This window comes from Brevibacillus parabrevis, from assembly GCF_003710905.1.
GTDB classification, from domain to species: Bacteria; Bacillota; Bacilli; order Brevibacillales; family Brevibacillaceae; genus Brevibacillus; species Brevibacillus parabrevis.
The window spans coordinates 74,806-98,610 of sequence record NZ_RHHV01000007.1 but is presented as its reverse complement, the minus strand read 5'-3'; the positions used below and the strand labels follow the sequence as shown (position 1 = coordinate 98,610).

17 protein-coding genes and 1 pseudogene are annotated in these 23,805 nt (G+C 51.5%); all 18 read right to left on the bottom strand.

From position 1 onward, the window contains the following. Window positions 1-110: 110 nt before the first annotated feature. Window positions 111-341, bottom strand: coding sequence for a hypothetical protein (locus tag EDM60_RS09340; protein WP_122963735.1), 231 nt, complete (start codon window positions 339-341; stop codon window positions 111-113). Window positions 342-404: 63 nt separating this feature from the next. Next, on the bottom strand, window positions 405-827 hold the full coding sequence (locus EDM60_RS09335; RefSeq protein ID WP_233454115.1) for a DUF6973 domain-containing protein: 423 nt from the start codon (window positions 825-827) through the stop codon (window positions 405-407). A gap of 239 nt (window positions 828-1,066) precedes the next feature. Next, a complete protein-coding gene (locus EDM60_RS09330) occupies window positions 1,067-1,642 on the bottom strand; it encodes an SCO family protein (RefSeq protein ID WP_122963734.1) in 576 nt (191 codons plus the stop codon). 17 nt (window positions 1,643-1,659) lie between these two features. Further along, on the bottom strand, window positions 1,660-1,992 hold the full coding sequence (locus tag EDM60_RS09325) for a c-type cytochrome (RefSeq protein WP_122963733.1): 333 nt from the start codon (window positions 1,990-1,992) through the stop codon (window positions 1,660-1,662). Between the two features lie 24 nt (window positions 1,993-2,016). After that, window positions 2,017-2,889, bottom strand: a pseudogene (cyoE, locus tag EDM60_RS09320) (heme o synthase); the annotation flags it as partial. 19 nt (window positions 2,890-2,908) lie between these two features. After that, window positions 2,909-3,214 carry a cytochrome o ubiquinol oxidase subunit IV gene (gene cyoD / locus EDM60_RS09315; RefSeq protein ID WP_063229517.1) on the bottom strand — a complete coding sequence of 102 codons (306 nt, stop codon included), beginning with the start codon at window positions 3,212-3,214 and terminating at the stop codon, window positions 2,909-2,911. A 1-nt stretch (window position 3,215) separates the two neighbouring features. Further along, entirely contained in the window at window positions 3,216-3,827 is a 612-nt protein-coding gene (gene cyoC / locus EDM60_RS09310; protein ID WP_122963731.1) for a cytochrome o ubiquinol oxidase subunit III, read from the bottom strand. Continuing rightward, window positions 3,827-5,788: a cbb3-type cytochrome c oxidase subunit I gene (locus EDM60_RS09305; RefSeq protein WP_122963730.1), complete on the bottom strand. Its 1,962-nt coding sequence runs from the start codon at window positions 5,786-5,788 to the stop codon at window positions 3,827-3,829. The genes cyoC and EDM60_RS09305 overlap by 1 nt, the downstream gene beginning before the upstream one ends. Before the next feature lie 24 nt (window positions 5,789-5,812). After that, window positions 5,813-6,718: a ubiquinol oxidase subunit II gene (gene cyoA, locus EDM60_RS09300; protein ID WP_122963729.1), complete on the bottom strand. Its 906-nt coding sequence runs from the start codon at window positions 6,716-6,718 to the stop codon at window positions 5,813-5,815. Window positions 6,719-6,912: 194 nt separating this feature from the next. Continuing rightward, window positions 6,913-8,370 (bottom strand): aminotransferase class I/II-fold pyridoxal phosphate-dependent enzyme, encoded by a 1,458-nt coding sequence (locus EDM60_RS09295; RefSeq protein ID WP_122963728.1) that lies wholly within the window; start codon window positions 8,368-8,370, stop codon window positions 6,913-6,915. A 256-nt stretch (window positions 8,371-8,626) separates the two neighbouring features. Beyond that, complete coding sequence (locus tag EDM60_RS09290; protein WP_122963727.1) at window positions 8,627-9,100, bottom strand: DUF5680 domain-containing protein; 474 nt, start codon at window positions 9,098-9,100, stop codon at window positions 8,627-8,629. Between the two features lie 196 nt (window positions 9,101-9,296). Then, window positions 9,297-10,616, bottom strand: a complete 1,320-nt coding sequence (argH, locus tag EDM60_RS09285; protein ID WP_122963726.1) for an argininosuccinate lyase — start codon at window positions 10,614-10,616, stop codon at window positions 9,297-9,299. Window positions 10,617-10,666: 50 nt separating this feature from the next. Further along, on the bottom strand, window positions 10,667-12,223 hold the full coding sequence (locus tag EDM60_RS09280; protein WP_063229510.1) for an APC family permease: 1,557 nt from the start codon (window positions 12,221-12,223) through the stop codon (window positions 10,667-10,669). Between the two features lie 257 nt (window positions 12,224-12,480). Next, window positions 12,481-13,776 carry a hypothetical protein gene (locus EDM60_RS09275; protein WP_122963725.1) on the bottom strand — a complete coding sequence of 432 codons (1,296 nt, stop codon included), beginning with the start codon at window positions 13,774-13,776 and terminating at the stop codon, window positions 12,481-12,483. Window positions 13,777-13,844: 68 nt separating this feature from the next. Beyond that, window positions 13,845-15,551, bottom strand: a complete 1,707-nt coding sequence (locus tag EDM60_RS09270; protein ID WP_122963724.1) for a HAMP domain-containing methyl-accepting chemotaxis protein — start codon at window positions 15,549-15,551, stop codon at window positions 13,845-13,847. Window positions 15,552-15,730: 179 nt separating this feature from the next. Continuing rightward, a complete protein-coding gene (locus EDM60_RS09265; RefSeq protein WP_167470263.1) occupies window positions 15,731-19,234 on the bottom strand; it encodes an immunoglobulin-like domain-containing protein in 3,504 nt (1,167 codons plus the stop codon). A 44-nt stretch (window positions 19,235-19,278) separates the two neighbouring features. Next, complete coding sequence (locus EDM60_RS09260) at window positions 19,279-22,143, bottom strand: immunoglobulin-like domain-containing protein (RefSeq protein ID WP_167470262.1); 2,865 nt, start codon at window positions 22,141-22,143, stop codon at window positions 19,279-19,281. Between the two features lie 552 nt (window positions 22,144-22,695). Then, window positions 22,696-23,787, bottom strand: a complete 1,092-nt coding sequence (locus EDM60_RS09255; RefSeq protein ID WP_122963721.1) for a GerAB/ArcD/ProY family transporter — start codon at window positions 23,785-23,787, stop codon at window positions 22,696-22,698. Window positions 23,788-23,805 lie beyond the last annotated feature (18 nt).

Genomic DNA, 23,805 nt, shown 5'->3' with positions numbered 1-23,805 from the left:
TCCAGAAAAAGAAAACCTCCTGTCGCGAGTTTCTCAGGCTGTCGACTTTCTCGACGGCCTTTCTTTATGGCCTCAGTAATTCAGGGGAAAAACTTTAAAAGAAACCATTGCTATGTACAGCATTGTGCTACTTTCAATTCGTCACTTTTTCTTATCCATAAAGACCCATCTTCTTTGATTATATAATCTATTTTATTACTCTTTAGAGCTTCTATCTGTTCTGAAGATGCTCCATCAGAAAATTTATAGTAATCGGTTCCAGTCCACACATATAAAAATCCAAATACTAGCACCACAACTATTGCTGTTGCAGCCAAAGGCACCATTAATTTATTCTTCATAAATATCACCTTCTTTCAAAAAGGAGAATCAGGAATGATTATTCCTGGTTCTCTTTTTTCTTACTAAATAGGGGGAAGATCTTGATCTGCATAATCCTCTTCTTTACCTGTAAATTTATCTAGTGTCCAGGTACTCTCTTTTTTAGGGTTCGGTTTATTAATTTTTTTAAGCTTTCCGCTTTTGTATAACTCATCAATCGCAATTTTAATGTCTGAACGACTGCTATCACTGTCTATCCCCTCTTGTGCTGCTTTGTATCGTCCTTCTGCATTATTGTGCATATCCATTTTATATGTTAGAGATTTTTTGTTTTGATAGGAAGCACCATCTTCGTGGGCATTCGTCCACTTTTCTGCCCAACTATCATTCACTGCCCATACTATCCACATATTCCATAACGCATGTCGAAAAGCATCTGATTCTTCATCAGTACCATTTCTACCGAAAGCTAATTCTGTATAATTCCATGCCCCTTTCCCAGCCATAAGAGTCACCATCAGAGCTTGAAGCCAGATTCATCCGGCATTTATCTCGTTCCGATTGACCAAAATGAAAAAGTGGAAGCCGATTTCTTCCGTAACAACAGGCAAGTAGCTTTTGACAATGCGCCAGAGGAATTTCAAGCTGTTCTCCTAGCGCTGCTGCTGGCAAGATAACAAAACGGGACAGGGCTTTATCGACAAAAAGAGAAACTCGCCAAAGGAGTTTCTCTTTTTGTCTTGCCCTATTTTTGCAGCAGCTTGATGTCCTCCACGATCTCGTCGTAAGGCGGATCGGTCATGCCGTCATAGCGTGCCACCACTTTGCCGTTCTGATCGACCAGATAGAACAGCGTGTCGTGAATGACTTGTTCAGATGCAGCGTCTTTGGCAATCGTAGCCCGGAACGAGCGCAGCAAAAACGTTTTGATTTCGGCAAACTCGTAGCCGGTCAATGCATGCCAGTTGGAAAAATCGGCAGCGAATTTGCCCAAATAAGCCTTCAGTGCCTCCGGGCTGTCTTGCTCTGGATCGACCGAAAAGGAGACCAGCTCGACGTCCACTCCCGCCTCCTTCGCTTTCTTTTGCAACTGCGCCATGTTGGCTGTCATCGTCGGGCAAACCGTCGCGCAGTACGTAAAAATAAAGTTGGCGACCCACACCTTGTTTTCTACATCGGCTGAGGAAAAAGGTTTTCCGTCCTGGTCAGTAAACGCGAAAGGTTGCACGGGTATGTTCAGCTTGCTTGCCTTTTCACTGCCGCAGGCGGTCGCCAATACGATTGTGATGACTAAAGTGATGAACCAGACTGCTCTTTTCATCGCATATTCCTCCCGCTCTATTCCTTCTTCGCAGCCAACCATTTTGCCAGTTGGGAGATTTCTTCGGTCTTCAGGCTCTTTTCGTAACCCGGCATCCCTCTTGCACCCGCTTTGATGATGTCTCCAATCTGTTCCTCGGTCAGCCTGGAACCTGCTTGCTGCAAGCTCGGGCCGACCCTGCCGGACAAATCGTTGCCATGGCAGCTCATGCAGTTCTTTTTATATAGCTGCATCGCGCTTGTATCTTCAGCGGAAGCCGTCACTTCCGCCTGTTCTTCGGCCGCTGGGCTGCCGCACCCGGAAACTGCGGCGAGCAGAAAAAATACGATCAGATAGGAAGCTACTCTCATAAGAATCCCTGCCCTTCATCTGGTCTACCAAAATGGACGGCCTGGCGTATCGACGACCATGCACACGAAGACAACCAGCAAATAGTTTACGGACAAGATAAAATTCGTTTTCGACCATTTCTCATTATTTGCTGTCACAACGCCACTGATGGTATGTCCCATCCAGATCATGCCGAACAGCAAAGAAACCGCGAAAAACACAACCCCTGCATACCCTAGCAGGTACATCGCCGTGACCGTCGGGAGCAGAAACAGTACGTACGGAATCATTTGCAGCTTGGTTCGGGCGATTCCTTTGACGACAGGAAGCAGCGGAAAGCCAGCCGCTTTATACTCGTCCACGCGCCGAATCGACAGCGACCAGAAATGCGCGGGCTGCCAAAAATACAGCAAGGCAAACAACAACCATGCCCCGGCATCAAGCTCGTTCGAAGCGGCACAATACCCCATCACCGGGGGCATTGCGCCGGACACCCCGCCAATCGACGTGCTCCATGTCGACTTTCTTTTCAGCCACATCGTATAGACGCACCCGTACATGAACATCCCGAACAGTCCGAGCCAACCGACCAGCTCGTTTCCTTTCCAGAACAAAACCAGCTCGCCGCAAACACCGAGCATCAGGGCGTACAGCAGCACGCCCCCGGTTTTCAGTCGACCAGCCGCGAGCGGGCGGTCTTTTGTCCGCTGCATTTTGCGATCCAGCTCGTAATCCCAAACATTGTTCCATACGCAGGACGCCGCCATCGTCAGCGCCGTCCCGGTCAACAGCCACAAAAGAAGCAGCCAATCCGGCTCCCACTTGCTAGCCACCCAGTAACCGCCAAATGCTGCGATCAAATTCAACTGTAGGATGCGGGGTTTGGTCAGCTGTATCCAGTCTGCGAGCATCCGGGCCCCTCCTTTTGTTTCTTGCTCATATCGCTACCATGTTGTACATCATGATCCAGATGGAGCCGACCACGATCAACAGGACGATAAAAATCCCGAGCAAAAGCGACATCAGATTGTACCTCGGTTTTTCCTCGTCCTTCAAGTGCATGAAGAACACCAGCTGAACGATAAACTGCAACAGCGCCGCCGCCAAAAAGACGATTGTGCTGCCCAGCCCTTCCAGCCAATTGTTTACGAGGACGACAATCGGGATAATCGTCAACACGATCGAGCAAATAAACCCGGTGACGTACGATTTCAAGGAACCGTGTGCCGTTTGGTTGCTCACTTTACTTCACCCCCAGCAAATACACGATGGTGAAGACGAAAATCCAGACGATATCGAGAAAATGCCAGAACAGGCTGACGATGTTGACTTTGCGCTTGGTCACGGGCGTGATGCCGTGCTTGGCGATTTGGATGATCAAAATAATCATCCAGCCCAGGCCGAGAGCAACGTGCAAGCCGTGCGTCCCGACCAATGTGTAAAAGGCTGTCAGGAAAGCGCTCGTGCTGATCGTTGCGCCTTCGTGCACCATGTGCATAAACTCGTTGACCTCCAGGAACAAAAACGACGCTCCCAGAAAAATCGTCACCCACAGCCAGTTCATCAGAGCAAGTCGATTGCCCTTGTGCATCGCCAAAAGGGCAAGGCCGCTCGTAAAGCTGCTCGTCAACAAAATAAACGTACTGGCGTAAATGCCGTTCATCTGAAAAATGTCTTTCGGCCCTGGCCCGCCGTCCGTGTTGCCTTGCAGGACGATGTAAGTCGCAAACAAGGTCGCAAACAAAATGACGTCCGTCATGAGGTAAATCCAAAAAGCAAAGGTGCGCATTTCCTCCTGATCAGGATGTTCATGGCCGTGGCCGTGATGCTCGGCGTTGCTATGCGTCTGAGCCATTACTTGCTCCCCCTCCTTGCCGCAGCCTCAACCCGCTGCACTTCCTCCACCGGGACGTAATAGTCCGGCTTGTAGTTGAACGAATGGACGATCATGCAAGCGAGCACTCCCACAAATCCCGGTACCGCCAGCCAAAGCCAGTCAAATACCAGCCCGAATCCGCTGAAAAACCAAAACATCGACATGATGATCGGGATACCGGAATTTTTCGGCATGTGAATCGGTTCCAGCTCGACTGCCGGAGCACTCCAGCCTCTCTGCTTCTTCTCCCACCAGTCGTCCTGATGAGTCACCTGCGGCAAAGTAGCGAAGTTGTAAAACGGAGCGGGAGACGGAATCGACCATTCCAGCGTCCGCGCATTCCACGGATCTTGGGTTCCTTCCCGATCCATTTTTTTCAGGCTGTGCGCAATATCCCAAACTTGCACGATGAAGGCTGCGCCCATCAGGACGGCCCCGATCGTGGAAACGAGATTCATTTCAAACCAGCCTTTGTCCCAACCGTACGTATATACCCGGCGAGTCATCCCCATCAGACCGAGCGCGTATTGCGGCATGAAGCACAGGTAAAAACCGAGATTCCACAGCCAGAAAGCCAGTCGGCCGAGACGTTCGTTCAGCTTGAAGCCAAACAGCTTCGGCCACCAGTAGTACAATCCGGCGAAAAATCCGAATACGACTCCGGCGATAATGACCTGATGGAAGTGGGCTATCAGGAAATAGCTGTTGTGATACTGGAAATCGGCAGGCGCGACAGACAAGAGCACCCCGGTCATCCCGCCGATGACGAAGTTCGGAATAATCCCGATCATCCACAGCATCGGTGTTTCAAAAGTGACTTTTCCGCGGAACATCGTAAACAGCCAGTTGAACACCTTCACACCTGTCGGAATGGCAATCACCATCGTGGACAGGGCAAAGAACGCGTTGACATCTGCCCCGGAGCCCATCGTAAAAAAGTGATGCGCCCAGGTGAGGAACGACACGACGCTAATAATCATCATGGCGAACACCATGGATTTATACCCGAACAGCTTTTTCTTCGAGAACGTGGCGGCGACCTCGGAGAAGATGCCGAATGCAGGCAGCACGAGAATGTATACTTCCGGGTGGCCCCACATCCAGATCAGGTTGATGTACATCATCGGGTTGCCGCCGCCGTCCAGCGTGAAAATATGTCCGCCCAAATAGCGGTCGATGAACAGAAGCGCCAAAGTCACGGTCAAGATCGGAAAAGCAAACACGATGGCGATACAGCTCGACAGCACCGACCACGAGAACATCGGCATTTTCATCAACGTCATGCCGGGCGTGCGCATTTTCAAGATCGTGACGATGAAGTTGATCCCCGTCATCAAGCTGCCGATCCCGGAAATCTGGATGCCCCAAATGTAGAAGTCTTGCCCGTAGCCAGGGTTGAATGTTTTATCCGAGTACGGCGGATAGGCCAGCCACCCGGCATCCGGCGAGCCGCCGATGACAAACGACAAGTTGAACAACATCGCTCCCGAGAAAAACAGCCAGAAGCTGAGCGAGTTCAGAAACGGGAAGGCTACGTCACGCGCCCCCAGTTGCAACGGTACGATCACATTGAACAGCCCGAACATAAGCGGCATCGCCATAAACAAAATCATGATGACGCCATGCGTCGTAAAAATCTGGTTGTAGTGCTCGGCGGGCAAAAATTGCAGCTCTGGCATGGCGAGCTGCGCACGCATCAGCAGCGCGTCGACCCCGCCGCGAAACAGCATGAGCACGGAAGCCAAAATGTACATGATGCCAATCCGTTTGTGGTCGACAGTCGTCAGCCATTCGCGCCAGAGCCAGCCCCATTTTTTATAGTAAGTCAGCACAGAAACGATCGCGATCAGCGTCAAAGCGATACTGACATCCGCACCGTAGATGAGCGGATCGCCTGTCACAAAAAACTCCGAAGCAAATTCTTTCGCTTTATCCCACACGTCTTCCTCTCTCCTTCCTTCTGGCTATTCCTCGATGCGCACTTCCTTGCGTGCCTTCACGGACAAACCGTGGTTGTGCGAAGCAGCGTATTTCGTCACTGTCATCTCAAACAATCCTTCAGGGAAAGAGGAGAAATAGCGGACATCCGAGGTACCTTGCTCTGCCAGCTTTTTATAGCCATCCAGAGTCAATGCTGCCGATGTTCCTTTCACTTCGCTCACCCATTGATCAAAAGCTTCCTGCGATGTCGCCTTGGCCGTGAAGTACATGTCCGCGAAGCCCTTCCCCGTGTAGTTGGCGCCGGACCCCATGTACTCGCCCTGCTCGTCTGCTTGCAGGTGCAAAACCATCGCCATTCCCGACATCGCATAAATCTGTCCGCCAAGCTGGGGAATCCAGAAGGAGTTCATCGGGGCATCCGAGGTAATCTCGAAGCGAATCGGCACATCTTCCGGGAACTGCACGTAGTTCACTGTCGCAATCCCCTGCTCGGGATATTGGAACAGCCACTTCCAATCCAGATTCGTCACCTGAATCGTGATCGGTTCGACTTTTGACTCTAGCGGTTTGGACGGTTCGAGCGAATACGTATAGCGAACCGTAATAATAGCGATCAACGTAATGATGACAACAGGAATCCCCCACCAGGTCGTCTCCAGCGCCGTGCTGTGCTCCCACTCCGGGGTGTACTTCGCCTTTCTTCCTTTCCTGTCACGGTATCGCCACACAATGACAAAAGTCAGAATCAAAACCGGAACAATCACGATCAAGCATAAAAGCGTAGACAAAATCATCAGGTCCTTTTGCTGTTCACCGATCGGCCCCTTCGGATTGAGCACGAGATATTTATCTGCGCACCCGGTCGTCATGAACAGCAGCAGGAACATGTACAAAACGGACAGACAGCGTGCTGTCTTGGACGTTTTCATGTCCTCATCTCCTATCACCATGCTCGGTACTGGTTGAAACAAGTCCTACTGTAAGGGCGATCCAATCGAGTGTCACCAGCCAATGAGCAAGTCCTTGAACCAGCCATGTTCAAGATTTGGTTGCATTTACGACAAGGTTTGGTCACAGAAAAAGACAGCCCGTAGCAAAGGCTGCCTTTTTTTGCAGATCACATTTACTTGAGTACACGTACAGTCAAAAACGCTGGGTCTTCCGAGCCTTGGACAGGCAGACCTGCCTCCCGGTTTCTTTGCGCGTAAGCCACATTTTCCTTGGAAATGACTTCACCCGGAATAAAAATCGGGATTCCTGGCGGGTACACCATGACAAACTCGGCGATAACTCTCCCCTCCGCTTCTGCGACGGGCACGATTTCGGTCGGCGCGTAAAAAGCGTCACGCGGCGTGACAGCAAGCTGCGGAATTTGCGGCAGGGACATGTGCTCCTCTGCCAGCGCCTTCGCCTGCTCTCGAAAATGCAGCGACAATTCTTCCAGCGCATACACGAGAATTTGCAAATCCGCTTTGCTGTCGCTTGGTGTGACAATACAAAGGATGTTGTGCAAATCGGACAGCTCCACTTCAATATGGAAACGTTCCCTCAGCCATTTTTCCACCTCATGCCCGGTCAGCCCCAGCCCTTTTACGGAAATGACCAGCTTCGTCGGATCGTAGGCGACCACCCCGTTTTGTCCGATGATCTCGCTACCCATGCAAGTCAAATACTCGATCCGATTGATTTCTTGACGTGCCTGATTGGCAAGGCGGATTGCCTGATCCAACAGCGTTTTGCCTGCGGTCACCAGCCGTTTGCGCGCTACATCGAGCGAGGCGAGCAGCAAATAAGACGTGGACGTCGTGGAAAGCATGCTGGAAATCGCCTGTACGCGCGATAGCGAAATCCGGTTTCCCTGGATATTCAGCACCGAGCTTTGCGTCATGGAGCCGCCAAGCTTGTGCATGCTGCTCGCCGCCATATCTGCGCCTGCCTGCATCGCGGACAGCGGCAATTTCGGGTGAAAATGCACATGCGAGCCATGGGCTTCATCGACCAGTACAGGCACACCCCGCGCGTGCGCCACCTTCACAATTTTTTTCAGGTCGCTGGCCGTACCAAAATAGGTCGGGTGAATAACCAAAACAGCCTTGGCGTCCGGGTGTTGCTCCAAAGCTTCTTCGACGGATTTTGGAGTGATGCCATGCGCGATCCCGTAGACCAGGTCCATTTCCGGATGCAGAAAAATCGGATGCGCCCCCGAGAAAATAATTCCGCTCATGATCGACTTGTGCACATTGCGCGGCACAATGATTTTTTCGCCCGGATGGCAAACCGACATGATCATCGTCATAATCGCTGTACTGGTTCCTTGCACGGAAAAAATCGTGTGCTCGGCGCCAAAAGCCTCGGCAGCCAAGTCCTGGGCCTCTTGAATAATCCCGGCAGGCTGGTGCAGATCATCCAGCGGCCGGATGTTGATCAAGTCGATAGACAAGGCATTTTTGCCGATGAACCAGCGAAATTCCGGGTCCATTCCTTTGCCTTTTTTATGGCCGGGTATATGAAATTGAATCGGATTTTTTCGGGCGTGCTTGACCAGTCCAGTAAACAACGGTGTTTGGTCTTGATTTGACATGGCTCCTCCTTCGCTTGTCCAGCCTTTTCTCAAGTGTCAGCCTGTAGTGTGGCAAGCTGATTATAGGACAAGCCGCTGTCTTTCTTCTGATCCAATCGCGCTGTTTCTTACCCATCCAATTTGTCTCCATGCCAAAAAGCCGTCCAACGCAAAAAGCCACCTGTATTCTGGTGGCTTTTTGCCGCTTTTATGCCAAAATCGGTTCACGGGGCGGATCGGTTTTGGTTGCCCGCGCGAGATTGGTCATCGTGCAGCCCTACTTTTTCAACAACCCGCCATGATAGAGCAATTCATAGACAATCTCATCCTGGCGGTAAATAAATTCCTTCCCCTGAAAAAGAGTCACATTCCCCTCATTCGTATCGACGTAGCGCAAATCGTCCTGCGCATGCTCGAACGCCCCCAAAAAGCGGCCCTCCGCGTACATCTTCGACAAGCTCGCCTTAATGACCAGTCCCGCAGCATGCGCGTCGATTCGCTCCGGCTTGGTGATGTAGCCAAAATAATTCATCGCCCACACCGGACTTTTTTGGAAGTACACGACCTCTTGCCCGATAAAATCGCTCTCGCCCAAATAGCTGTCGTGATAGGCCCAATCCCCGCTTGCATATTGAATGTCCTTGGACCCCAGCCGATACGGCAACAGGCGCTTGGCTCCTCCAACGTATGTGTGCTGCTTGGCTTGCACGACAAACGCTTCCAGGTCGGCAACAGAAAAAAGCTCACGCATTCCCCAACACCTCTTTTTCGGTTCGTTTCCTCTTACATTTCAAGAAACGCGAGCAATTTCCTGTAAAAATTTTCTTTCAATTCCAAAAAAACAAGCCACCGCATCGGATGGCTTGCTGCTCTTCCTGCCCCTGAAAATTTTGCCCGGTTGGAGATTGCCCGGTTCGCAGGGAGGGGAAAAGCGCTTCGGCGTTCTGCTAACGCAGCAGTCCCACTTTGATCCCTTTGTTCAGGATGTTCTCATAATCGATAAACGCGTACAGATCGTCTCCGATGTACGGGCTGATCTGCTGCAATTCTTCCAGCGTCAGCTCCTCGATCGCCTTCTGGTGGTCCTCGCAGTAAATCACGATCGCCCCGACGATGCTGTGGGCGTCGCGGAAGGCAACCCCTTTGCTGACCAAGTAGTCGGCAACCTCCGTCGCGTTGAGAAAGCCCGCTTTTACTGCCTTTTTCATCTGCTCGTGATTGACCTTCATCGTCGCGATCATGTTGGACATGATCGCCAGGCACGAGAGAACGGTATCCAAAGCGTTGAAAAACGCCTCCTTGTCTTCCTGCATGTCCTTGTTGTAGGCCAGCGGCAGTCCTTTCATCGTCGTCAATAGCGAGGTCAACGAGCCATACACGCGTCCCGTCTTCCCTCTGATCAGCTCGGCGGCGTCCGGGTTTTTCTTTTGCGGCATGATGCTGCTTCCCGTCGAGTACGCGTCGTCGATTTGCACGAAGCGGAACTCCTGGCTGCTCCACAAAATCAGTTCCTCGCTCAGACGGCTGAGGTGCATCATCAGGATGGAAAAGCCCGACATCAACTCCAGCAAATAGTCGCGATCGCTCACCCCGTCGAGGAAATTGTCGACTGGCTTTGCGAAGCCGAGCGCTTTTGCCGTCATCTCCCTGTCGATCCGATGCGTCGTGCCTGCGAGAGCGCCGCAGCCGAGTGGGCTTTCGTTCATGATTTCGATTGCATTGGCGATTCGCAGTTTGTCGCGGCGCAGCATCTGGTAGTACGCCATCAGATGGTGCTGGAACGTCACGACCTGGGCGCGCTGCAAGTGGGTATAGCCCGGCATGATCACGTTGTTTTCGCGCGCCTTCGCTTCCAGGCTGGCTTGCAGCTCCTCGATGCTTTGCATGACCTCGTGCGCCTTGTTTTTCGCATAAAGCCGGATGTCTACCGCCACCTGGTCATTTCTGCTTCGCGCCGTGTGCAGCTTTTTCGCTGTGGCGCCAATCCGCTCGGTCAGCTTCGCTTCGACAAAGCTGTGAATATCCTCGTAATTGCCGCCGATCTCCAATGTGCCCGCTTCGATCTCTTCCAAAATGGCGAGCAGCCCTTTGACGATCTCCTCGCCTTCTTGCCGGGTGAGCAGCCCGCTATGCGCCAGCATGTTGACGTGGGCCACGCTTCCTTTGATGTCCTCTGCATACAGTCGCTGATCGACATGCAGCGAGCTGTTGAAGTCTTCCATCAGCTTGTTTTCTTCTTTTCTAAAACGGCCACCCCAAAGCTTCATAGCTACGTTCTCCTTTACGATCGATAAAAATGTTTGCCGCTCGCTTGCGCCTACTCCTCGGCAAGCTCTGCGACGTTTCCTTTTTTGCGCATGTACCAGACACCGTTGTACACCGCAAAGTAGTAGAAGATGAAGCCTGTCACTGCGGCGACGATCGACATGAACGGCTCAGGCAGGATGCCGATTCCGCCAAAGTTGCCGAGGTAGGACAGCCCGATGAGCACGAGGATGTAGGCGATCAAATACAGTCCGCCGATGATTTCCTCCGCTTTGTATTTGCGGATGAAATGAACGATCAAGTAGCAAGCCAATCCAATCAGCAAGCCCGTAATCCCCAACTGCACCTTGCTCCATTTCGTCCAGTAAATGAGCAGAGTGGCAAATACGAACGCCAAAGGCGCAATGACACTCATGCCCGGAAGACCTTTGTCTTTGGTCAAGCCCACCTTGCGAAACACCATGACGGTTACGCACGCAGAGGCGTACTTGTAAATGCCGATCGCGCCGACGATCGCGACAATCGCCGTCCAGCTTTTCAGCGGGAACAAAAACAACAAGCCGATGACAAAGTTAAAAGCGAGCGCGCGAGTCGGTACGCCAAAGCGCTTGTTGATCACCCCGAAATAACCGGGCAAAAAGCCGCTTTTCGCCATCCCGAATACATGTCTGGAAGTTCCCGCTGTGTAAGCGAGCGCAGAGCCTGTCGGAGACACCATCGCGTCTGCTGTAATGATCCAGGAGAGCCAGACCATGTTGGCAATCATCGCGAGATTGGCAAAAGGAGAATCAAACTTGATGCCGCTCCAGCCGTTCGCAATCATCTCCGGCGGCACAGCCCCGATGAAGACGACTTGCAGCAGCACGTACATGATCGCCGCCAAGACGAGCGACGCGATCAAAGCCAGCGGAATGTTTTTGCGCGGATTGACCACTTCTCCGCTCATCATGATGACGTTTCCAAATCCGGTGTAAGCAAAGAAAATTCCGCTTGTGAGCACCGCGCTCAGACCCGCACTGTAGCCATTCGGCGCAAAGCCCTGGCTCGTGAAGTTTTCCGGGTGAAAGCCTGTCATGAAAAAGGCGATAATCGTCAGCACCGGCACAACAAATTTGATGACGGTAATAATCGTGTTCGTCACAGCAAACAGCTTCACGCCGAAATAATTGAATACAACGAAAAAGACCATGAGTACCGTAGCAGCCAAAATCCCTGTCGTCGTCAACTGTTCGTTGCCCACGTCGTAAAGTCCGGGCCAAAACTGATTCGCGTACTGAATCACGCCAGCCGATTCTACCGGAGCGGTAGCGCAATAGCCAAGCCAGATCGAGTAGCTGGTCACAGTCGCCAGCATGCTTCCGTGCGAGTACAGCGGATAGCGTCCAAGTCCCCCGGACTCGGGTCTGACCCGCCCAAGCTCTGCGTATACGAGAGCGATAAACGTAATAACAATGGCACCGATTAACCAAGAAATAATAGCGGCAGGACCTGCCAGCTTCGCTGTTGCCCAAGGGCCGAACAGCCAGCTGGAACCGATGATTCCCCCGAGAGAAAGTGCCGTAAGAGACCAAAAGCCCATTTTCTTTTTCAGGTATTGTTCTTGATCCATGAATTTCCCTCTCTCTTCACGTCGTCGTTGTGCTCATAGCTTGCCCGCAAAAAATGGATACTCCTTTCTCTTCGGCCTGTTGATCCGCAAAGCTGTCTTCCCTCGCCAGACTGGATATGTTCAAATGAGTGCGATTGTCCAGCGACTTTTATTTAAGGGTAATAAAAGGGTAATTACCTAAAATGCATTATATTTGAATCATTCTCATTTTTCAACGCATTTTCGCCAAAAAAAATAACCATTCAACCTGCGAATGGTTATTTCAAACGATATCTTTTGCTTGGCCTGCCCCGGGCGGAAGAAGCTTCTTCCCCGACGCATTCCGCCAAATCTGCCTCGCACAGACTGACCATGAAGCGGCGCGCATTGCGCTCGTCCCAATAAAGATGCGTCGCCAAGTCCTTGATCGTAAAGTCGTTCCAGTTCATTCTTTTCATCAACGCCGTGACTTTGTAGTAGTTTTTCGCACTGAGCTTGACTTCCTTCAGCTTCTCGATCAGTTGCTTGTCGTCGCTTCGAAAGGAAAAGCTCAGCTCTTCTTCGTCGCCCGCCGACTGGACAATCGTGCCGTCCTCGCGGATGATCACAATTCCGTGCTCGGCCCGGTCTTTGGATAACTGGAGGGCGCGCTCGGCGTTTATTTCCGCTGTATGCACGGTGACACCGTAGCCGATCCCGACACTTGCGGCATGCTCAACCTCTTTCGCCAGTTGCTGGAGCGTCTCCTGCAGCTCCCTGATTTCCCGCTCGATTGCCCCGCGCGAGCTGATAATCACGTAGCGGCCGTTGCCTTTTTCCAGCAAAGAGCCGTCCAGCTTTTCACAGTACCGCAGCAGCGTCTCTTTTACCTTCATCTCGAAGTATTGCAGATGATAGGAGCTTTTCGCCTTCTCGCTGATTTTGGCGAATTGCTCGATTTCCACCAGTTGCACGCCAATCTGCGTGTCCTTGTAATAAAACGTTCGGATTTTTTCCGCGAGGATGCGCAGAGCCTGACGAATTTCCATATCTGTACTTTCGATTCGATAAGCGGGCACTCCGGCTTCGGTCAACGCAAAATAGACGGCTTCAAAGCACGTCAAAGCCCCTTTCGTTTTCCCGGCCCGGTACAAGTCCAGGTGAAAGTCGATCAGCTCTTGCGTACTCGAATGAACGTCAAAGGTCTTCACATACATGTCCTGCGGCGCAATCTCGATCTGTTCCAGCGCCTGCTCCAGGTGGGATGTCGTAATCTCGTCGATGCTCACCTTGCTCAAAAATTCGTGCTGATAGTACCCCATATGCAAAAGACTTTTGTAAATGCCTGATTCCGTATGCTGGATGTAGACCAGCTTTTCGTCCGTGCTTAACGTATTTTTCGCCACCATGTACGAGATTTGGCCAGAGAATAGCCAGGCGTCGACTTGCTGGTCGTATTCGCGGACGATTGTTTTCGTTTCCTGAAAGTCGCTGTATGAATAGCCGATAAATTTCATCGTCTGCTCGTATTCGTTCCCGAGCTGGATAATTCGTTCAACAGATGTATGAGGACCGACAACCCCAACTGTATACATGATTCCCTCCTGTTCCAGAAGACTCCTTATCTACCATTCTATCTGTTCCGGGAGGGAATTGACAGCCGCTACAGCTTGAATACGCGCACGGATGATTGCAGCTCTTCCGCCATCTGGGAGAGAGCGGCGGCAGAGGAGGCGATTTCTTCCATCGATGCCAGCTGTTCTTCGGCCGCAGCCGTAATATTTTGCGTGCCAAGCGCCACTGACTGCGCTACATTCGTAATTTGTGAAATCGTCTGGACGACTTGCTCGGTGCCCGCTGACATATGACCGGAAGCTGCGGAGACTTCCGCGATCCGGGCTGCCACTTCCGTCACGGACTGCTGTATTTCTCCGAAGGTTTGCCCGGCCATCTGAACGACGTTCATTCCTTCCCGCACTTCCTTCGTGCCTGTGTCCATCGTCGCCACGGCCTTCGCCGTCTCTGCCTGAATCGTCTGGATCAGGCAGGCAATCTGTTCGGCAGAAGCGGATGATTGCTCCGCCAGTTTGCGGACTTCCGCCGCGACGACAGCGAAGCCGCGCCCGCCTTCTCCGGCCCTGGATGCTTCAATCGCTGCGTTCAACGCCAGCAAATTGGTTCGCTCTGCAATGCTCGTAATCGCTTCTGTAATATGGCCGATTTCCGATGAGCGCTCGCCCAATCCTCTGACGACTTGTGCCAGCTCGGTCATCGTGGAGTGAATAGCGTCCATTTGCCGCGTGGTCGTATGGACAGCCTGATTGCCTGCCGAAGCCATGTTGGCAGCTTGATTGGAGATGACGGCTACTGCGTTTGCCTTGGTCGCAATCTGCTCGGAGTCGCCGGACATCTCCTCCACGACCCGGAAGCTTGCTTCCACACTTTGCACCTGCTGATCCGAGCCATTCGCCACTTCTTGAATGGAAATCGCAATATGTTCGGTCGCTTGACTCGTCTGCTCTGCACTGGCTGTCAATTGCTCCGCGGAAGCCGCCACTTGCTGGGCGGTCACATTCACCTGGGAAACGATTTCGCGCAGCTTTGCCAGCATGTTGTTGAAGTCACGGGTCAGCTCTGCGATTTCGTCCGTGCTTTTTACCGGGAGAGCTTCCATGCGCAAATCGCCTTCTGCAACAGCGTTTACTTGCTGGGCCAGCCTGTTCAGGCGAGAGCGGATACTGCGAGTAATCGCAGCAGCCCATACCACCGCTACCGTGACGGAGACGGCTATCAGCAGCAGTGTGACTTTTCTTCCCTCGTCATAGATCGCTGCCGCTTGTTCGCTCTCGTTATTTGCCCCGTCATGGTTGATTTTGATCAGGGCATCTAGGTCATTTTTCATGGCCTGAAACAGGGCAGACACTTCGCCAATTACGTCCTTTATGTCGGCGCTGTTGTTCTGTCTGGATGCGTCCATCAGCTTGTCGTGCAGTTGTTCATACGACTCCCATTTGCTCTTGAAGGAACTGAAAATTTTCTGGTCCTCGACGTCGTCCTCCTCCAGGGTGCTTTCGTAAGACGCCATATCCTCCCTGACTTCCTGCAAGGTCAGCACAAGCTCCTTTTCCAGCGGCTCTTTCTGTTCCTTGTTTTGATAAAAGACATGCGAGAATACGAGCGCATGGACATGCTCGGTCAAGTAGTTCAGATGGTTGATGTCTTCTACGGCCGGCAACCAGCTCGTATTGATTTCCACCGCCTTCTCGTTCAAATTTTTCATTTGATAGATGCCAAGCCACCCAATCGCCGCCATCAGCAACAACGTCACTGCGAATGCTGTGTACAGCTTTTTTCCGACTGTGAGTTTCATACGATTCTTCTCCTACTCTTCACGATTCCTGTTTGTACTATGTACCCTTTACAAAATACGTTAAAACTCATTGAAAGCATAAAATGTCGATTAATCAGATCAACAAATAAATGATTGGATCTGTGCCATAGAAAAAGGAGCCCGGTTGGTTGAATGCCAACGGACTCCACAATTGTCGGTTACGCCCTCTGCTTGACGGTAACCGGGTATGTTATGCTTTTGTCGCCATTTTCGATCGTAATGGTGATCACCGTTTCATCTGGAGCATCCGGACTGACTTCCAGCAAGCCATTTTCGCTGATTTTGGCATATTCCGTATCATCCAACGAATACTTTGTGCCCATGCTCGATTTGGTGATGTCGCTGCTGCTCCGATCCGTATACTTCCCTTTGACCTTCAATTGCAGCGTCTCTCCCGCATAGACAACAGCTTTTGCCGGAGACACGGCGATGCTGTCCAGAAAATACACACTGACCGTCATTTTCACCGTGCTTTGTCCGTTTTGGATAGTGATCGTCGCTTTCGAACCACTCTCCGCCTCCGGCAACACCGTGATCAGACCTTCCTCATCCACCTCAATCAACTCAGGCTTGTTGGACGAATAAGTCGTACCGTCTTCGGAAGCAGTCAAATCCACTTTTCGGCCGCTCGTCAAAGCTCCTGTCACCTGCACTTGATACGTCGCTCCCTGCTCAAGCTTCACTGTACGTTGAGCCACAGCGAGAGAGCGCAGCTTTGTTTCCGCCAGCATGTACGTCCCTGGCGCGCTGGTCAGAAAAAGCACCTGCTCCCCATCATGCTTGACGTATCCTTCGCCTTTGCCTGTTGCACCAGCCTTCCAGTTTTTTCGAGCGGCATCATACGTATAAGGAGTGAACTTTTTCGAGGAATAGGCGTACGGTATTCCGATCAATGCCTCTCCTTTGGCAAAGCTCTTGATTTCTTTTTCCCCGGCAAAAACCCGGAAATCGTATGCATCGCTTGTCTTGGAAAACGTAGCAGGGATCGTTGCCTCTTCGTTTTCTTCGACCACCACGGCTATCGTCTCAGCGTTGTAGCGGGCAAAAAAGGCTGGCGGCAGCTTCACGCTTGCTCCCGATTGCGCCATAACGGTAACGGCAAACTGTTGATTTGCCAAAGTCTCGACCAGCTCTTCCGACAGCAGCACAGTCGGCTCTTGGGACGCAGAAGCAGCACGGCTGGAACGCAGCTGTTCGCCATTGTCCTCTACGTCCGCCGCTTCTTCGTCCACCACTTGAATGAGCAAGTGCCGTTCGAGATCAAACAGGTCGGACTTGCTGCCAAGCTCCTGGCTCCAGTCCTGCACCAGAGCAGCAACCTCGTTCAGCTGTTCGCTCGTATCCGCTACTTCTGTATGCTGGGCTACCTGGAGGATGCTTTTGTGTTTGAGCAGCTTGTCCATAGCTTCACGGAAAGGCTGAGCCACTTCTTCCCTGACCTGATCATCTTCCAGCTCGACGATCACGTCCCGAATCACCGTGCTTACGAGCTTTGCCCCTGCTGCAAACACTTCCGAATCATCCAGTTTGCTTTGAGCAAGACCTTCGTTCACTCCCTTTTCTAAAAAGAGGGACAGCGCTTCTCTCAATTGCTTGTCGGAAACTACTCCTTCTTTCCATTTGACAACGAGCGGAGACAAAACTTCTGTTGAAGTGCTTGCTACGAGTTGAAGCTTCTCGGTATCGCCAAGCTTGCTGCCCATAACTTTATCTGCCAAGTGCGCGAGCGATTTATCCACTTGCTCGGCAATTCTTTTTGCGTCAACTGATTCCTTGATTACCTCTTTTGCCTGTTCATTCAAATGGTTCTGCGATTCCGGAATCGTTTCGGAATGTCCTGGATAAGTTGGTGGGTTCGGCGTCACAGGCGGAGCGCTATCCCTTGTCACACTCAACTGGTATGTCTTGGTCGAGCCGTTCCGCGCCGTCACGATAAACGTAATATCGTTTTGGCCTGGATTCAGGCTCACCTCTTTGCTTATATCGTTCACTTCAGCCGCCCCGTTAATGGTCAAGGTTGCCGTCTGATCCAAAGTTGCCGCCCGAAACCGCAAGCTGCTCACTTCGTTGGGCACTCGCAGCGTGTATTGCGCCACACTTGGCTGAAAAGCAGGTGTCATCGTACCTTCTTGCAGCCATAGACCTTTCAGTTCGTGAGAGACGACAGATACGGTCCGCGTCACGGGCAAAGCTTCAATTCCGTTGTCGTCCTGAACGTTATACACCAGATCGTAGTCTCCCGGTTCACTCGTAACCACCTGACCAGTCACTTGCACCTTGTTCGTAATGTCGTTATTGTTTGCGTCTCTCGCTGAGTAGCCTGGTTCTTGAAAGCTTTGACCGAACGGCACATACATTGTGTTGCCGCCAACCAGCGAAATTATCGGCTTCGTGATTTGTTCCACGGAAAACTCCGCTTTCGCTCCAGCCGTCAACGAAGCAGGAAGGCCACTGGTTGTTCCATCGTCTAGTAAGCTGTATTGAAAAGACGCTGTCCCTTGGAAGGTAGGGTCCAATGAAAATTCTACCTCTTGGTCGACAAGTCTGACCGTCCCGCCTACTGCTTGATCAACATCTGCCACTGTCAATGTTTGTCCGTGCTCATTGGCTGGCCCTGCCTGATCATTTGCCGTCAACAGCGAAAACGGAATCATCACTTTAGGCGTTCCTTTTGTCACCGTGGCGAGCTGATCGTTCTGGGCGGTCGGTGCATCGTTCACTTCCTGCACCGTAATGACCGCCGCCGCCGCTCCGCTTAGCCCTGCACCATTGGCATCTTTGGCTGCTTTGACCTTGAAGCCGAACAGATCGCCAGCTGGCGTATTCGCATCCGCATTAGGCACGAATTTCAGCCCTGTAGCACCATCTGCTTTTTGCAAAAAGTTGCCATTCGTTAACTCAGTCACTCCATCGTTCAAGTAAAGCTTTCCGCCCTGAATTTCGCTGACCTGAAAATGGGTCACGCTGCTGGCGTCCGCCGGGTCAGGAGTAATCACCAGTCCACTTGAAGTTGCGGTATCTTCCAGGGTAGTAGCTGGGGTCACTTGCGGTTGTTTGGCTGCATATTCGAGCACGAGACGCGGGTAATTGCCGTCTATGATTTCATTTGACCCAAATCCGAAAGCCCCTGTCTGTGTATTGCTCAAAAGCGCAAATGTCACGTTCTGGCTTTGCGCCTCTAGCTGGAGGCGAAGAAAATTGGTTACGTCAAATTCCAGCCAATCGCCTTCTTGCAGATTTTGCCCAAATGAATCAATGACCGGATCATTGGGATTCAGCGGAAAATCGTCGTCCCATGCTCCGTAGGTGGAGCCGTACAGGGTGAAGCTCGGAACCGTTTGAGCGTCCCCGTTCACATTGGTCACGTACAATTTGAGCTTGGCCTTGATAAATGACGTATCAAGCTGAGTCAACGGGAATTGCACGGCTGCTTTTTGCATGCCAAAATTTTCGTCTAATCCTACATAGTTGGAGCTGTCCTCAAAATAGCTCCCATCTTCGACTTCCCCGCCGGAGTACCAATAACCATCCACTGTAGAATTGATTTCTTCCAGTGGTCCCTGAGCGTGGGATTGTGCTGCAAATCCAAACAGGCTCTGTATGGCAAGCAATCCGATTGCTGCTGTCTTGATCATTTTGGCTTTTTTTTGTGTTAGGCTCATGTTTTCCTCACCTTTTGTACGTCTTGTCATCAATAGCTGTCTGTTTACGGATTATGCCGCCCAATGTTCTGGTAATAACCGGCAGGATAAATGTCCCATTCCCCTTCGAGGCTGAAGCTTTGCGAGCCTGTATAGATTCCCGACTTGCGAACAATCGTGCCCGTTTGCGCCAGGATCGGGGAGCGGTTATTCGGATCGGGATTCCCCAAAACATCCACGATTTGACCATCTTTTTTCAGCACGAACGCCGTGACATATCCTTGGTAACTCATATGAACTTCTTCGTTGTAATAAGTAGCTGGAGTGATATCAAGGAAGTCATAGAAAATCGGGTCGATAATAATATAGGCCATTTTCGGAAACAGCGGCATGATTGGCTTTGTCTCCACTGCTTTTGTCTGCGTACTTGTCATGTACCTGTGAATTTCCAGCTCGTACCCTGTGACCTTTTGACCGTTGTTGTCTCCCTGGAAAAACAGCTGTAGCGCATTGCGGCCATCTGTTCCGTATACATAATCCGAGAAGAACAGTTGCGGCTGTCCTTGCTGCTGAATATCTACCTTGATTAGCGCAACCTGGTCGCTTTGATTGGCAACCCACAGCCCGCTTCCAGGCACGCTTGCAGGGATCAGCTGGAGCTTGGTGCCCATCACGGTGCCGCCTGTGCCGTTATTGAGGATTTGCAGGGAGTTGGCCGGAGCGCCCGGAAAATATTTGTTCAAGTCCAGTTGCACGTTCATGACCCCTGATTTGGTCCTGATCGTGACCTGCCCGCCTGCGACGAACTCATAGGCGTGAGCTGTAAAAGTAACGTCTTGTGTGCCGCCCTTGCCGTCATTGGCCGTGACCGTAATCGTGACCTCTCCTTTGCCGACCGGAGCAAGACTGAGCATGTTGCCGCTAATGGTCGGCTGCACGATATTTTGCGCCGTTGCCGTTGCCTGGTACTGCAAGGCATCGTTATCCGGGTCAGCAAAAATAGTAGACAGATCGATCTGCGGATAAGGCTGGCTTCCTGGCAGCAGCGTCTGGTTGCTGATCGTGCCTACTGCCGTCGGCGGCTGGTTGTTACTTTGCGCCGCTTGCTTGAGTACGGTAAGGACAAACGGTATGGTGTCCGAGCGGTTTCCGTTCGTGATGGTCGCCGTCAATGTGACGGTAGCGTCTTGCTCGATAGCTTGCGGGCGCGTAACCGTTCCGTCCTGCGCAATCACAGCCGGGTCGTCCGAACTCCATGAGATCAGCGAGCCATTTGCCCCTGACGTTGCCAAAACCACATTTTGCGTGACATGATCGGCGTCATCCCCGCTGGCATAACCGATAGTCAGCGCCTGGCGATCAACTTCAAGCGGGTCTTCTGTCACGGTTACGGAGACAACTGTAGCAGCTGTTCCCCCTCTTCCGTCGTCCGCCACGATGGAAAAGCTGTCCGTTCCTGTAAAAGCATTTTGTGGCGTATACGTCCATGCTCCGCTCGGCAGAACGACAACAGTCCCGTGTGCAGGAGTTGTGGAACCGAGCAAATACGTGATGGTGTCGCCATCCAGGTCAGCCGCAGCAACAGTTCCGCTTGCTAACGTATTTTTGAACGTTTGCGCCGTATAGCTGCTGTTGATGACAGGCGGGTTATTCGCCGCGGGAACGTTCGTAACCGTCTGGGTTGACGTGTAAGTTGCCGGCACCCCGCTTCTCGTTCCTGTGCTGGCGATAGGTGTCACTTCAAACGTCACATGCTTCCCTACATCATCCTGCTGCAACACATACGTTTTTTTGTTCGCGCCGGAAATTTGCACCTTATCGGAACCGTCTGACAGTGAACCGCGGTACCATTTGAACAAGGACAAGCGCTCCGGGTTGTTTTCCGCATCGGTGTACACATAGCTGCCCGTCAATGTCTCGCCTGCTTGGAACGTACCGGAAATCGTTACTTGGCTGGCAACAGGCGCCTGGTTTGCAGGCGGTGTAGGTGGAGTCGGCGGTGTTGGCGTAGCAGGTTCATTCGCGTACGCCACTGTCGGTATGTTGACTTCGCTTTTCACATTTACCGAGCTGTCGGCCAGCACGAGCTTGTCTATCGTGCCCGATCCTTCCACACTGGCGCTTGCATTCGCTTCAATTACTTCGATTTTGCTCTCTTTGGTGGTTTCGATCCGTGTTCCTTCAGCGTCTTTGTCTACAACCACCTTTGACACAACAGAGTCGACTACCACCCAGGAAGGAGATGTAATTTGCAGCGTACTGTTAGTAGCTGCTTTGCCTTCGATCACGACAGGGAACTGTGTGGACTGGGCAGATACCTCTACCTCTGGCAGCTCAACCTCATCTTCGAGAACAAGCCGTGCGCCATTCTCATCGGTGATCACCAGTCGGTCGGCTGAGACATTATTTACATGCAAACTGTTGGAAGCAACGTCCTTCACCTTGATCTCCCCTGAGACGTGAACGTTGTCCAAAGTGACAGAACCGCCGTTGTCGATGACGAGATCGCCGTCCAGCTTCGTGTTTCTCAGTAAAACAGTAGTCTCCTTGCCTTTTATCTCGATTGTTCCACTCGTTTTATATACTCCCGATTCCGGGCCAAATTCTCCATCTTTGGAAATCGCCGCCGGAACTTGCTGCTTGCTGACGACATCGATTTGATAAGTCTCCGTCTTCCCAGCGATCGTTGCCGTAATTTCCGCAGTTCCCGCCTTCTTCGCCCACACTCTTCCTAGCGAAGTAACAGAAGCAACTCGCGAATTTTCACTTGCCCAGGTAACTTTATCATAAGCAACAATCGCACCTTCGCTGTCTTTCGCTACTGCCAGCAATTTCGCTTCCCGATCATTGCTGTCGCGCAATTGCAATTCAGAATTTCCCCAAGTGTTCAAAATCTCGATCGATTCTACCTCGGAATCTTTCGGCGCCAAAACAATAGAACGCTCTGTCGGTTCTGAATCTTCATAGCCGATGCGGATCGTTATTTCTTGCTCTGTGTCGGTTGATTGAAAAGGTTTAAAGGGAATAAAAAAGGTTCGCGTAGATTCTTCCCATTTTGCTGGGAGGGGGGATAAGGAGTGTGTCTCAGAATCTTGCGTGTAAGAGAGGGTAAACTGTCTGGTCTTAGGATTTCTTTCCGGGACCGAATAAAATGGAACGGTGATAAGGCCATTGGTCACTTTTATTTCGGAGAAGTTAACATTTTCCGCTGTAGAAGAAGTGGTTGTTTCGCTTTCAAAAGCGAATGAGGGTGAAACGGGACAAGAAAAGGAATAAACAAGCAGGCATAACAGGATCATTCGCATGACCCAATGATTCAGTCTCATCGTGGTTCCCCATTTCATGTTCGGCGTATTTGTCTAGCTGATCATGGTTTCCTTCGAATAAAGAGCAAAGCGCTGTCTTCCACCCCTCCTTTTCTCAAAAAATAGTATAAACGATGAACTAGGTCTTTGGCATCATTTTTCCTTTCATTTTTCCTTTCATTTCCCCAACCTTTTCCGCAGTCCGCCCACCACGAGCAGCAGCACAGGCAAAAACAAGCCGTACGTCAATGAGTACGGCATCCAAATCTCCGAAACAAAGTTGTCAAAATACGGCCGATTGGGCATCGTGGCAAGCGCGACGATGACCATGATCATCGCCAGAGGCAGCGTCAGTCTGCGATAGTCGGTCAATCGCAGCGTCTGGGCAATCCCGCAAGCCGTAGCATAATAACAAACCGTTATTTTGATAAACAGCGTGATGAACCAAATGACAGCCATCAAAACCTCGATGCGTTCAAAAAAGTTGCCGACGCTAATTTTTTGCGCCAGCGTGTAGCTTGGATAGGCAAGCAGTACGGTAATGTTGGGACCGAGCACCAGCACCGCGACGGTTGTAATGATTGTCAGGAAAAAATTAGCAATCAAAATGCCCATAATATACGCCTTCGCTGCGTGCCGCGGCTGTTTCACAAGCGGAAACAGAAAGATCAGGACGACCGATTCCAGCAAATAGCCCATATAGCGGAAGTTGCCGCCAAAAACGGGCGCCATCCCATGGGCAAGGACAGGCTTGAGGTTATCGACCTTGATTTGCGGGGCGATGAACGCAATCAGCGTGAAAAACAGCAGCAGAAAATACGGAAACAACAGCTCGGAGACACGCGCAAGCGGCTCCATCCCGCAGCGGGTTCCCATGACAATAATCGCCGCAAACAGAACGAGAATGATTTCGATCGGCGTCTCCTGCATGATCTGTGTGGTGACAAAATCGCCGATTTCCATCAGCATCAGTGACGCATCGATAAAAAAATAGGAAAGGAACAAAAAAGCGACCGCTTTTCCTGCCCACTTGCCCAAGATGTCTTCGCTGTATTGAAGTATCGTCCGATTCGGATGCCGCAAGCTCAATGCCGCATACAAACTGGTCAAAAGAAAGCCCTCTCCCCAACCGATCAAAGCCGAAATCCACGCGTCCTGCCGGGCGGATGTGGCGGTGAGCGAGGGAACGTACAAGACTGCATCGCCAATGACGAACAGGGTTACCAAAATAAAAAACTGCCTCGCACTGATCAGACTGTTGCCAAGCACCCTTGTTTCCCTCCCTTC

What these genes read in the sequence shown, in the direction of transcription:
- EDM60_RS09340 (WP_122963735.1), bottom strand. Translation starts at nt 341, where the DNA reads ATGAAGAATAAATTAATGGTGCCTTTGGCTGCAACAGCAATAGTTGTG.
- EDM60_RS09335 (WP_233454115.1), bottom strand. Translation starts at nt 827, where the DNA reads ATGGCTGGGAAAGGGGCATGGAATTATACAGAATTAGCTTTCGGTAGA.
- EDM60_RS09330 (WP_122963734.1), bottom strand. Translation starts at nt 1,642, where the DNA reads ATGAAAAGAGCAGTCTGGTTCATCACTTTAGTCATCACAATCGTATTG.
- EDM60_RS09325 (WP_122963733.1), bottom strand. Translation starts at nt 1,992, where the DNA reads ATGAGAGTAGCTTCCTATCTGATCGTATTTTTTCTGCTCGCCGCAGTT.
- cyoC (WP_122963731.1), bottom strand. Translation starts at nt 3,827, where the DNA reads ATGGCTCAGACGCATAGCAACGCCGAGCATCACGGCCACGGCCATGAA.
- cyoA (WP_122963729.1), bottom strand. Translation starts at nt 6,718, where the DNA reads ATGAAAACGTCCAAGACAGCACGCTGTCTGTCCGTTTTGTACATGTTC.
- EDM60_RS09295 (WP_122963728.1), bottom strand. Translation starts at nt 8,370, where the DNA reads ATGTCAAATCAAGACCAAACACCGTTGTTTACTGGACTGGTCAAGCAC.
- EDM60_RS09290 (WP_122963727.1), bottom strand. Translation starts at nt 9,100, where the DNA reads ATGCGTGAGCTTTTTTCTGTTGCCGACCTGGAAGCGTTTGTCGTGCAA.
- argH (WP_122963726.1), bottom strand. Translation starts at nt 10,616, where the DNA reads ATGAAGCTTTGGGGTGGCCGTTTTAGAAAAGAAGAAAACAAGCTGATG.
- EDM60_RS09280 (WP_063229510.1), bottom strand. Translation starts at nt 12,223, where the DNA reads ATGGATCAAGAACAATACCTGAAAAAGAAAATGGGCTTTTGGTCTCTT.
- EDM60_RS09275 (WP_122963725.1), bottom strand. Translation starts at nt 13,776, where the DNA reads ATGTATACAGTTGGGGTTGTCGGTCCTCATACATCTGTTGAACGAATT.
- EDM60_RS09270 (WP_122963724.1), bottom strand. Translation starts at nt 15,551, where the DNA reads ATGAAACTCACAGTCGGAAAAAAGCTGTACACAGCATTCGCAGTGACG.
- EDM60_RS09265 (WP_167470263.1), bottom strand. Translation starts at nt 19,234, where the DNA reads ATGAGCCTAACACAAAAAAAAGCCAAAATGATCAAGACAGCAGCAATC.